This is a genomic window from uncultured Porphyromonas sp., from assembly GCF_947254915.1.
Lineage (GTDB): Bacteria > Bacteroidota > Bacteroidia > Bacteroidales > Porphyromonadaceae > Porphyromonas.
On the sequence record NZ_CAMYEZ010000087.1, the window covers coordinates 1 to 9,862 of the forward strand.

Below are 9,862 nucleotides of genomic sequence, written 5' to 3' on the forward strand. Positions count from 1 at the left end.
GCTCCGCTACTGGAGCGCTACTGGATCATGCAGAGCGGGCTTGCCTATCAGGGTCGCTCGAAGATGATGATCATCCCTAAGCTGGGCACATTCTTTATCTATGGCTTCCTCGTCGTCTCTCTACCTTTGGAGTACGGTACGGTGATAGATAGGAACTACTGTGGTCGCTGTCGGAGATGTATCGACCATTGTCCTGGAGGAGCTTTGCAGGCTGACGGCACCTTCCGAGCGGATCGTTGTCTGAGCTACCTGACGATCGAGCATCGGGGCGCTTGGACGGAGGGCGTCGCTGAGCGGCTAGGCAATAGACTCTTCGGCTGTGACGTCTGTCAGACTGTTTGTCCGCACAATGCACACTGTACACCGCACGACGAACCAGACTTTATGATCCGCCCCGCCATTGCCCAGCTGACTTATGACCAGTTGGCAAACTTTACCCCTGAACTCTACGAAACACTAACGATAGGCTCCTCAATGCGACGATGCGCCTACGAAGACTTCCTCCGCAACGCCGAGGCGATCCTAACCAATCACACGACTACCCTATGACTAGACACTATAATATAGCAGACCTACGAGGACGCTTCATGCGCCGACTGAAAGATTATGGTCTCCCCCTCTCCATACTGACCGGCATCGTGGGCTATCGCCCGCTCTCCACGCTGAGCCCCGCCATACCTTACATGCTGATGCTGATGCTCTTCTTTAGCTTTCTCAAGCTTACGCCTAGAGATCTGCGCATACGCCCCGTTCACTTCCTCTTGCAGTTCATACAGATCGTACTAGCTGTGGGGGGCTACCTGCTGGTGCGCTACTCAGGCATCTCCGAGAGCACGCTCCTCGCTGAGGGACTGATGATCTGCTTCTTCTGTCCTGCAGCCTCCGCATCGCCCGTAGTCATCGGCTTCCTCGGGGGCAATGTTGCCCTCGGCACCACCTATGTCCTGCTGACCAGTGTGGGAGTCATCGCCTTGGCGCCACTCCTGCTTGGCTTCTTCGGCAGTGGTGCGATGGACTACGGAGCCACTTTTGTGCAAATCTTCTACCGTGTGCTACCAGTCATCACGCTACCCCTGCTCCTCGCCTGGGCCGTCCGCTATGGGGCTAAACCCGTCTATCGTGTGCTCTCGAAGATCCCCTCGGCCAGCTTCTGGGTCTGGCTCCTTAGCCTCTCGCTCATCATGGCCAATACGGTATACTTCATCGCTGAGGAGCCACGAGAGATGATTCCGACGATGATACTCCTTGGTGTGATGGGGCTAATAGCCTGCATCGTTCAGTTTGTCCTCGGCAAGTGGCTCAGCAAGCGAATCCTCGGCGAGAGCATCACGCTCGGGCAGAGCTTGGGACAAAAGAACTCGACCATCGCCATCTGGCTGGCGCAGAGCTACCTCAACCCGCTCTCCTCCGTCGCTATGGCAGCCTACTCTATCTGGCAAAACCTTCTCAACGCTTACCAGATACACCAAGCGACGAAGCGCTCGGGCAAAAAGCAATCGTAAAGATGAGCGCTAGGGCGGACGCATTATAGCAGACGAAAGCATCTACATCTCTATGACAGAAAACGGGAAATTCATCCGTAGATATTCTAGATTATCCAGCGAGGAAACGAAAAATTCTTCGGAACTTTCATTTCATTCTTCCGAAGTTCCGTTTCATTCTTCCGAACTTTTATTTCGCCCCTCCGTGGAGAATTTTCGTTTTCTCGTGAGCTATTCGGAAATTCCTCGGAAGATATCGGACTTAGCGAAGATGTATGAGTATCGATAGCGCTATGAAGCCAGGCTCAAGCCACATTTCCTAGAGTTGTTGTCAAGCGTAGTTTGTGGAGTAGCAAGATATAATGCGTCAGTCCTGTCGGTATCGCTTATTTTGTTACCTTTGTCCTCAGAGTAACAAAGGTGCCGTGTACCACGTTGCGACACAACAAAACGTGCCTCTCCATTGGAAGACGCATCAAACCATAAAGAGAATAAGCTATGATGAACAAAGCTGACTACCAAAAGCTCGCCCCCTCCACACTATGGGGCTATTTCTATGATCTCACACAGATACCCCGCCCCACAGGACACTGTCAGGCTGTGCGGGAGTATGTCGTTGCTGAGGGCAAGCGACTAGGACTAGAGACCCATGTAGATGAGGTGGGCAACGTATTGATCCGCAAGCCAGCCACACCAGGACTAGAGGATCGTCCCGTAGCTACACTGCAGGGACACCTAGACATGGTGCCGCAGAAGAACTCTGACAAGGTGCACAACTTCGAGACCGACCCTATCCAAACGATGCGAGAGGGCGACTGGATCACGGCCGATGGCACGACACTCGGTGCGGACAACGGTATGGGCGTTGCATTCTCTCTAGCGATCCTCGCTGATGATACGCTCAAGCATAGTCCCCTCGAGGCGCTCTTTACCATTGATGAGGAGGTCGGTATGGACGGTGCTAATGGGCTTAAGCCAGGCTTTAGCAAGGGCGACATACTCCTTAATATAGACTCCGAGGTGGAGGGCGACCTCTTCGTCGGTTGTGCTGGAGGTGTTGATGTCAACGTCTCTCTAGAGTACCAAGACAACCACGAGCCTGACGCAGACGAGATAGGCGTGCGCCTTACGATCAAGGGACTCAAGGGCGGGCACAGCGGTGTGGACATACACCTCGGTCGTGCCAATGCCAACAAGCTCATGGCGCGTCTCCTCAAGGAGGCTGTCTCGCAGTGTGGCGCCCTAGTCGCTGAGATCGATGGCGGTAATATGCGCAATGCGATACCTCGTGAGGCGGTCGCTCTGCTCTCTATCAAGGAGGACGACACTGAGGCGCTTTGGGAGCTAGTATCCGACTACGAGGAACTATTCAACAAGGAATTCGCAGGAATTGAGAATCACATCACCGTCTCTCTAGAGCGCTGTGACCGTCCTAAGACGATCCTGCCCGACGAAATACAGGACGCGCTGATCCATGCACTGAATGCTTGTCAGAATGGTGTCATCTCAATGCTCTCTGAGTTCCCCGACACAGTAGAGGCTTCGTCGAACCTAGCTCAGGTACAGGCTGGCGAAGGCCATATCTCCGTCCGCTTCCTCGTTCGCTCCTCGAGTGACTCACGCAAGATGTGGGTTGCCTCTAGCATCGAGAGTTGCTTCCTACTGATGGACGCTCGCGTTGAGTTTGACGCGTCCTATACCGGTTGGCAACCCAATGCCGAGTCTCACATTATGCAAGTAATGTGTCAGGCCGCCAAGGAAATCTACGGCAAGGAGCCCGCTGTCAAGGTAATGCACGCAGGTCTCGAGTGCGGGATCATACAGGGTGTCATGCCCGATATGGATATGATCTCCTTCGGACCTGAGATCCAGCACCCACACTCACCCGATGAGCGTGTGAGCATCCCCTCTGTGGAGCGCAGCTATCGCATGCTCGTCCGTGCTTTGGAACTAATCTAATCGATAAGAACATATGAAAAAAGCTTTTGTATTCCCAGGTCAAGGCGCTCAGTTCGTCGGTATGGGTCAAGAGATCTATACGAAGAGCGAAGCCGTACGCAAGCTCTTTGCCGAGGCAAACGAAGTGCTAGGCTTTGACCTAACCAAGACCATGTTTGAGGGTACTGAAGAAGACCTCAAGCAGACGAAGGTAACGCAGCCCGCTGTCTTCCTCCACTCTGTGGCTATGACGGTGGCGCTCGGAGATGCCTTTGCACCAGATATGGTTGCGGGTCACTCGCTGGGCGAGTTCTCGGCACTGGTTGCGAGTCGCGCCTTGCCTTTTGCCGATGCACTGCGACTTGTCTCGGAGCGTGCGCTGGCTATGCAGGCAGCTTGCGAGGCACACCCCTCGACGATGGCTGCGATCATCGGACTGCCTGACGAAAAGATTGAGGAGATCTGCCGTGGCATCTCTGATCAGGTGGTGGTTCCTGCGAATTATAACTGCTCGGGTCAGGTAGTCATCTCTGGCACTATGGAGGGTATCGCTGAGGCTTGCGAGCAGCTCAAGGCTGCGGGGGCTAAGCGTGCGCTACCGCTCAAGGTGGGCGGAGCCTTTCACTCACCGCTCATGCAGCCCGCCAAGGAGCGTCTGCAGCGTGCTATTGAGGCGACGACCTTTGCCACACCTATCTGCCCGATCTATCAGAATGTAGACGCTCGTCCTCACACCGATGTGGAGGAGATCAAGGCCAATCTGATCGCTCAGCTCACGGCTCCCGTACGCTGGACGAAGAGTGTCGAGGCGATGGTCGCCGATGGCGCTACACACTTCGTAGAGCTAGGACCAGGCAAAGTCTTAGCAGGTCTTATCGGTCGTATCGCCAGCGGTGTGACCTGTGAGAGCTTGGCAACGATCTAATGAATCTTTGCAAGAACTAAGGAGAGGACAAGTTCGGCTAGTCATCTAGTTGAGCTTGTCCTCTAGTTTATTCAGACATCTAAGTAGATAGTATTATGAGCGATAAGGAGTTACTAATCCCCTACACACGGCTACCCCGCTCGGAGTGGCCTGAGGTTTACAGACGTCTTGAGGAGGCCGCCGTAGAGGCTACACGCCGATCGTATGCCCCGTACAGTCACTTTAACGTAGGGGCTGCAGCACTACTGGAGGATGGCGAGATCGTGCTGGGGTGCAATCAGGAGAACGCCTCCTTCTCGCCCACGCTCTGTGCCGAGCGAACGGCCCTCTACGCCATCGGAGCGCACCACCCAGGAGCTGTCGTGGAGCGGCTCATGATCGTCGCCGAGACAGAGGGCAAGCGTGTTGAGGCAATCTCCCCTTGTGGCGTATGCCGACAGGTGATGATGGAGACGGCCAAGCGACAGGGCAAGCCCTTTGAAGTCATCCTCTGCGGGTCTGACGAAGCTATCGTTATCAGCGACTGTCGACTCCTCTTGCCCTTTGCCTTTGACGGTTCAGATATTCCTTCGTAGCGCTGGGCTCACCCACCATTTGTAGAGACCTATTTCCCATTAGTATATGGCTTATCGCATCATTACGATCAGTAGACAGTATGGCTGTGGCGCTCGCACCATAGGGCGTCAGCTCTCGGAGCAGCTCGGCTTGACCTATTACGACAAGGAGCTCATCCGCATGATCGCCGAGGAGAGTGGCTACGCAGCCGACTATGTCGAGGAGCAGAGCGAGTACGCCTCGACGTCGGGACTGGACTTCATGCCGATGTCGCACGGAGCGCTCTTCTCCGTACCCATGACGGGGCTCGTCGAGACACCCTCGGTGACCCGCTATCTCAACGACTTCATCCTCAAGATAGCCGAGGAAAAACCTTGCGTCATCATCGGGCGCAGTGCCGACTACATCTTACGAGACCGAGACGACGTGCTCAACGTATTCCTCTATGCCGATGTCGAGGCGCGTGTCAAGACGCTCCTACAGCGAGGTGATGAGGCGACTGAAGACGAAGCGCGCAAGCGCATTGAGCAGTCCGACCGAGCCCGCCGCAAGAACTATAAGCAGATGACCAATAGGGAGTGGGGCGAGTCGACCAACTACCACCTCTGCCTCAATACGGGAGCCTTTGGTGCGCCCTGTTGTACCGACATCATTGCGCACGCTTACCAGCTTCCCTGCGGTGGTGTAACCATTGGCAAAAAGTAACCCACTATGCGACTGACGGACAATTGGTTCAACGGCTTGGCCGAGAGCGAAGCTGGCCAGACGGCTCACCTGCATGTGCGTGATGAGCTGGAGGAGTTTCGCACTACGGGCAAGTACCGCTTTGTGATCGAGATCGCTTATCCCTTTGACGGCGAAGGCATAGAGCCCTCAGATACGGACAGTGCGCAGATAGAGGCGGTGGACGAACTGCTACAGACCGCCATGGAGCGGGACAAGATGGCGATCCTAGCAGCCTCTATCCTAGAGCTAGGGCGCAAAGTGTGGCTCTATGTAAGCCGTACGTACGACCCCTTCTTCGATCGTCTCGAGGAGGTGCTGGCGGAGCTGCCCCTCTTGCCACTACAGTTTGAAGTAGTCCAAGACTCCGACTGGAGCTACTACCAGGAGCTACTGGACAAGCTACAGCCGTAGCCTAACAAACCACCCATCATCGTCATCCGATAAACGGTTCCTCCGCTGGAACTGAAAAGTTCCACCCTTGGAACCGAAAGGTTCTAGGGGAACTATTTTTGGAACTCGTATCTACTAGTACGTCTACACTCTGGGTTGGCGCACTCTTCGAAGTGAGGTCCTCCACGGCACTATCAAGGAAATCGCACGATTCCTCGGTAGAGCTTTTTGAATATCCAGTGAGGAACGGAAAAATTCTTCGGAACTTCGAAATCTTTCTTCCGAAGTTTCATTTCATTCTTCCGAACTTTTATTTCCCGGTTCCGTGAGGAATTTTCGTTTGCTCCATGGAGATTTGCGATTTCTTCGGTAGAAATTGAAATCAGCGGAGATGTAAGAGTAGCGACAGAGTGACTCTACACCGCTTTGTAGCGAGGATTTAGCCCTATAGTCCTCGAAGGTCATCAAAAAAGAGCAAAATATAATGCGTCAGCCCTGAGCAAAACGCCTTCTTGAACTCCAAATATTATTGATTTTTCAAGAGTGCCGTTTTACAAACAATGTCCTTCAATGAGTAAATCGGCTGTCCGATGAAATAAAAGACTCTTCTTCCGCTGAAAAACTTTTATCGGACAGCAATTATTACAAGCGAGAGGATGTGGAAGCTCTCCTCGCTAACTCTAACGCTCGTAAAGGTTAACGACTATGGAGTACGAAACTATCAATAAAGAAACACCAGAGATGAAGCAACTCATCTCTGGCATTAAAGGTTTGACGAATCAAGTGAGAAATATCGCTCAAACTCATCGTCCTCTTTTTGAAGGTGAAATCTACCTCACAGGACGGGAGGTTTGCGAGAGACTGTTCCTTTCCCCTCGTACCCTGCAAGACTATCGGGATAAAAACATTATCCCTTACACCCAAATCGCAGGGAAGATTCTCTACCGGCTCTCAGACATAAACAGAATACTGAGTGAGAACTATGTCAACAGAAACCTTCATCGGTAATGATGTAGGTCTTCCTTTGTTTTTATCCATTGTTTTGGTCAGAGTATCGCAAAAAACTCTATCTTTGCCATTGAGCATCTGTGTATGCTCTTGCCTCTTGATAAAAGAGGTAGGATATTTTCTTATATGCTCGAGAGCAGAGAAACTTAAAGCAACAAAGGACAAAGGAAGCGAAGCACATAGTTTCACGTTTATTAAACAGGCAATGAAGCAAAAGTAACCAATTAAGTAATTGGGCATTCTATTATAATATGAATCGATATATTCTCTTTTTCTTCTCGCTGTTGCTGAGCCTTTCGGTATCGGCTCAAAAGGTGATTCTAAGCGATGAACTCTTACCCCTATCGGGCGAAAACAATACGACAGTTTATTTCGAAAAGGACAGCCGAAAACCCTTGCAGGGAGAGTGGCGTATCAAGCGGGAGCTTGACGAAGAGACTATTTCCTTTTCTAACGGACTGATGGATGGCAAGTACCACCGCTATCGGGATGGTGTACTGAGAGAAACGGGAGCGTATGACCAGGGGAAAAGAAATGGGGTGTTCACGGAGTACTACCAAGACGGCAAAACTGTCAGCAAGATTACCCCTATGAAGAAGGGCAAAATCGATGGCTGTGTAAAAACCTATTTCAAAGACGGTCGTTTGGATTTGGAGAAAGAATACCAGGAAAGTGTGGAAAACGGCTTTGAGAAGCGGTATGACAGCCAAAACGGTGCTCAAATACTTGAGACCCGTTGGGTGAATGGGAAGAAAGATGGGGTCGAGTGGAAACTCACGAAACAGGGAGATGGCGTTGAAAGCAAAGTCACACGAACTTATCGCATGGGCGTGCTACATGGGGCGTACAAAGAAGAAGTTTTGCGCAACGGAAATCCGATTTTGGTTGTAGAGGGACAGTATACCGATGGAGAACGTTCGGGGGTATGGAAAGAGTACGACGCCACTATGAAGACGACAAGAGTACTAAGAAATAATCATTGAGACAAGCGAATTTGTATGACTGCATCAATAATTGCCGGGAGTGTCCTTATCGCAATAGCTGTGCTTATACTGATTTGGGGTATAATCACCTCTAATAATCTCATTGCCAAGAAAAACAGGGTGGAACAATGCCGGAGTGGCATTTGTGTGGCACTCAAGCAGAGAAATGACCTTATACCCAATTTGGTGGCATCTCTTAAAGCGTATATGGGACACGAAAATGAAATCCTTACCCGCATAGCCGAACTAAGGTCTCGAGCAGACGGAGCCCCCGAAGCAGAACAAATCAAGGACGGGACAGAAATCTCCGCTCTTCTCAAACAAGTTAAGGCCGTTGTTGAGAGTAATCCGGATCTCAAAGCCAATGAGCAGTTTGTCTATCTCCAATATCAGATAACGGATATGGAGAACGAATTGCAGGCTATACGCCGAACTTATAACGCAACCGTAACGGATTACAACAATGCCGTAGAAATGTTCCCGTCTTCATACATCGCTTCAAGAAAACATCTTGGGAAAGAAGCATTGATACAAATTCCTGAAAGTGAGTTGGGCGACATTCATATCAAGGAGATTTTCGGATAAATGATGAAAGAAGACCACTTGATTGACTTCAAGATTGTCGCTCAACAAATGAGAGGGCAACTAACCCACATAGCTATGTGGCGTAAGATTGTTAGGCTTCTCATTTATTCCGTTTACCCTTTGGCTCTGCTTTGGCTTGCATTCACTATATTCGGAAGGTATATCGTCGATGCTGGCAATTATGAAACCTCACAAATAACGGCAACGTATGTCGTCATATTCTTTGTTGCCTTTGTGGTCCTCAATACGCTGTTCTCTTTATGCCTAAATGTACTAAAGCAGAAAGAGGAAAAAGTAATGGGGCAAATTATCAACCAGCTATTTCCGGATGCAAATTATTCTCCGACAAAAGAAGTAAAGGTGTCCGATATTCGGGCAAGCAGACTATTCGGAACCCCAAATAGGTCGGAGGGTACTCTGCAAGTGGCAAGTTACGGTGCATTGAGTTTCCCAAATCAGCATCAAGCATTGACAATAGCCGATGTAGGAGTAACGGCAACAAATGAACAGAATACTAAACCATGGAGATCCTTTAGGCTCCTCTGTCGGGCGATTTTCAGTCCGATGTGGGGCGCACAAGTAGAGAGCACGATGTTCAGCTTTAGGGGAATGTTTGGTTACTGCCGTCTTCCAAGAACTTGCAGGGGATTTGTTATGCTGCTTCCCGACCATTTGGAGGATAAGTTGGGCTACTTCGCTCTGACGATACAAAAACTGAGGGAGAGACATAAAGCAAAGTTTGTTTATTTGGAAGACCCCGAGTTTGAACGTCTCTTTACCGTATATGCCGATGACGAGGTAGAAGCCCGTATGATTTTGACCCCGGCAATGATGAAGAAACTTACCGCTCTTCGTTGTTCCTTTACTCATGACTTGATGCTCTCCTTTAGCGGAGATACATTTTATTATGCCTCCAATATGCCAAAAGGATTTCTTCGCCTTAGCGGGAAAACATCTTTAAACGAAGACCTATTGCTTGAAATCTACCAAGAGATCGGGTTCTGTCTTTCTGTAGAAGAAATGATGGGGAAGTATGTGGATAAGTAGGAAATATGATATAATAGACTTATGTTTAACTTTAGAATAATACTTGTATGATCTGGAAAATCATCGTGGCAATAGTCGCTGTCTTGATTATTGCTTTTATCGTGTTTGAAATCGTGTCTCGGATCTTTGCTAAGAAAAACCTGAAAGCCTTTTTGGCTTCTCATCCTCAAACACCGCTCACCGAGGAAAAGAAAAGGTTACTGGTATTTGGAGCCATCTTGTCT

Annotated in this window: 11 protein-coding genes; all 11 read left to right on the plus strand. The window is 50.4% G+C overall.

Annotated elements, in window-relative coordinates; genetic code table 11:
• A partial coding sequence (locus Q0X57_RS06010) for a 4Fe-4S double cluster binding domain-containing protein (protein WP_297729001.1) occupies positions 1-549 on the plus strand: 549 nt, incomplete at its 5' end.
• Positions 546-1,502 (plus strand): transporter, encoded by a 957-nt coding sequence (locus Q0X57_RS06015; protein ID WP_297729004.1) that lies wholly within the window; start codon positions 546-548, stop codon positions 1,500-1,502. The genes Q0X57_RS06010 and Q0X57_RS06015, both read left to right, overlap by 4 nt.
• Before the next feature lie 477 nt (positions 1,503-1,979).
• Complete coding sequence (locus Q0X57_RS06020) at positions 1,980-3,440, plus strand: aminoacyl-histidine dipeptidase (protein ID WP_297729007.1); 1,461 nt, start codon at positions 1,980-1,982, stop codon at positions 3,438-3,440.
• A gap of 13 nt (positions 3,441-3,453) precedes the next feature.
• Positions 3,454-4,344 carry an ACP S-malonyltransferase gene (gene fabD / locus Q0X57_RS06025; RefSeq protein ID WP_297729010.1) on the plus strand — a complete coding sequence of 297 codons (891 nt, stop codon included), beginning with the start codon at positions 3,454-3,456 and terminating at the stop codon, positions 4,342-4,344.
• 95 nt (positions 4,345-4,439) lie between these two features.
• Positions 4,440-4,919, plus strand: coding sequence for a cytidine deaminase (gene cdd / locus Q0X57_RS06030; protein ID WP_297729013.1), 480 nt, complete (start codon positions 4,440-4,442; stop codon positions 4,917-4,919).
• Positions 4,920-4,965: 46 nt separating this feature from the next.
• Entirely contained in the window at positions 4,966-5,604 is a 639-nt protein-coding gene (locus tag Q0X57_RS06035) for an AAA family ATPase (protein WP_297729016.1), read from the plus strand.
• Between the two features lie 6 nt (positions 5,605-5,610).
• A complete protein-coding gene (locus tag Q0X57_RS06040) occupies positions 5,611-6,036 on the plus strand; it encodes a DUF695 domain-containing protein (protein WP_297729018.1) in 426 nt (141 codons plus the stop codon).
• Between the two features lie 684 nt (positions 6,037-6,720).
• Positions 6,721-7,023 carry a helix-turn-helix domain-containing protein gene (locus Q0X57_RS06045; RefSeq protein ID WP_297729021.1) on the plus strand — a complete coding sequence of 101 codons (303 nt, stop codon included), beginning with the start codon at positions 6,721-6,723 and terminating at the stop codon, positions 7,021-7,023.
• A gap of 251 nt (positions 7,024-7,274) precedes the next feature.
• Positions 7,275-8,006 (plus strand): hypothetical protein, encoded by a 732-nt coding sequence (locus Q0X57_RS06050; protein WP_297729024.1) that lies wholly within the window; start codon positions 7,275-7,277, stop codon positions 8,004-8,006.
• A 15-nt stretch (positions 8,007-8,021) separates the two neighbouring features.
• Positions 8,022-8,591 (plus strand): LemA family protein, encoded by a 570-nt coding sequence (locus tag Q0X57_RS06055; protein ID WP_007173498.1) that lies wholly within the window; start codon positions 8,022-8,024, stop codon positions 8,589-8,591.
• 3 nt (positions 8,592-8,594) lie between these two features.
• Positions 8,595-9,638, plus strand: a complete 1,044-nt coding sequence (locus Q0X57_RS06060) for a DUF3137 domain-containing protein (RefSeq protein ID WP_297729027.1) — start codon at positions 8,595-8,597, stop codon at positions 9,636-9,638.
• The last annotated feature ends 224 nt before the right edge of the window (positions 9,639-9,862 follow it).